This window comes from Vibrio sp. YT-16, from assembly GCF_033337405.1.
Taxonomy (GTDB): domain Bacteria; phylum Pseudomonadota; class Gammaproteobacteria; order Enterobacterales; family Vibrionaceae; genus Vibrio; species Vibrio alginolyticus.
On sequence record NZ_JAWOQQ010000069.1, the window covers coordinates 1 to 1,503 of the forward strand.

Annotated in this window: 2 protein-coding genes and 1 pseudogene; 1 reads left to right on the forward strand and 2 read right to left on the reverse strand. The window is 46.5% G+C overall.

What is annotated here, in order from left to right; genetic code table 11:
* A partial coding sequence (gene plsY, locus R7F07_RS24745; RefSeq protein ID WP_318110606.1) for a glycerol-3-phosphate 1-O-acyltransferase PlsY occupies window positions 1–368 on the forward strand: 368 nt, incomplete at its 5' end.
* Window positions 369–389: 21 nt separating this feature from the next.
* Here plsY and R7F07_RS24750 read toward each other — a convergent pair.
* Window positions 390–1,205 carry an alpha/beta fold hydrolase gene (locus R7F07_RS24750; protein ID WP_318110607.1) on the reverse strand — a complete coding sequence of 272 codons (816 nt, stop codon included), beginning with the start codon at window positions 1,203–1,205 and terminating at the stop codon, window positions 390–392.
* 157 nt (window positions 1,206–1,362) lie between these two features.
* Window positions 1,363–1,503, reverse strand: a pseudogene (locus R7F07_RS24755) (tRNA (adenosine(37)-N6)-threonylcarbamoyltransferase complex transferase subunit TsaD); the annotation flags it as partial.

Below are 1,503 nucleotides of genomic sequence, written 5' to 3' on the forward strand. Positions count from 1 at the left end.
TTCTTGGCGTTATTGCTATCGCGGCGTGCCTTGGCCACATGTACCCAATTTTCTTCCACTTTAAAGGTGGTAAAGGCGTCGCTACCGCGCTTGGTGCCATTGCTCCAATTGGCTTAGACCTCACAGGCCTAGTTATGCTGACTTGGCTCTCGGTTGCAGTCCTGTTTCGCTACTCTTCCCTTGCCGCACTCGTCACTGTGTTAGTCACACCGTTTTATACTTGGATGTTCAAACCGCAATACACCCTGCCCGTTGCCATGTTGTGTTGTCTAATCGTGTTTAAGCATCATCAAAACATTCGTCGTTTACTTTCGGGTGAAGAGCCTAAAATTGGTGAAAAGAAACTGACAGAAAAAAACTCGGCATAACGCCGAGTTTTTAAATGCATTTTAAGCGTGAACTTTGTTTAGGAAGCTCAACAGCATCTGATTCACAAACTCGGGCTGTTCAAGCGAACTGATATGACCCGCTTCAGGAATCTCCACCAACTCACTGCCCGTAATGCAGTCATTCATTAGGTAAGATTCAAATACCGGACGCGGCTTATCTTCTCGACCAACTGCGATCAATGTTGGCAGTGCGAATTTTTCTGCATCTTCAATCACATCACGTCGCCCAAACACCATGCGACCGATACGAGCAACTTCTACAGCTCGCTCACCTGTTAGCGATTCAAGGCTTTGTTTAAATGAAGCGACCAATTCTGGGTGAACTTGATCCGCGTTATTCGCAAAGAACAGTGGTGCAACTGCTTCGATAATAGGCCCAGGAACACCTTGAACTTGGCTGATGGTATCTAGCATCGCAAAGTATTTTTTATGCGTCACTTCTGGTTCCCAACCAATAAAGGTATCTATCAACACCAATGACTTCACTCGTTGCGGGGCTTGAGCGGTCAGTTCCGCGCCCCACATGCCGCCAACAGATAAGCCAACAATGGAAAATTTGTCGATTTCCAAATGATCCATTAGCGCCAGCATGTGCTGGGCATAATCAACTAAAGACGTGGTCGAAGCAGGAGCGGCGTCCGATTCACCATGCGCCCATAAGTCAGGCACAATACAACGATAGGACTGGCTCAAAACTTCAATTTGAGGCGCCCACATTTGGCAATCCCACAAATAGCTATGTCCAAACAGCAGCACAGGCCCTTCGCCTTTGTCTAGGTAAGCAAGTTGCTGACCTTCAATTTCAAACTTCTTCATTGTTATATCCATTTATTATTCTTCCGCGCCATCCTATCACTGAACACAAAGAAAACTGCTCACATCAGTCTGGAAATCTCGCGCCTTTTTCTTGGGAAAATAAACCACAAAAACAAAGGCCTCTATAAATAGAGGCCAGTCAATATACAAGGTTTGATTACGCGATTGGCGTTAGCTGGTCAATTGGCCAGCGCGGACGCGCTTCTACCGACATATCTGCAACTTCACCGTTCTTCAAACGTTGCATACCCGCATATGCAATCATTGCACCGTTGTCAGTACAGAACTCGGTACGTGG

Excerpts from the sequence above, each read along its gene's own strand:
- R7F07_RS24750 (WP_318110607.1), bottom strand. The coding sequence starts at position 1,205 with ATGAAGAAGTTTGAAATTGAAGGTCAGCAACTTGCTTACCTAGACAAA.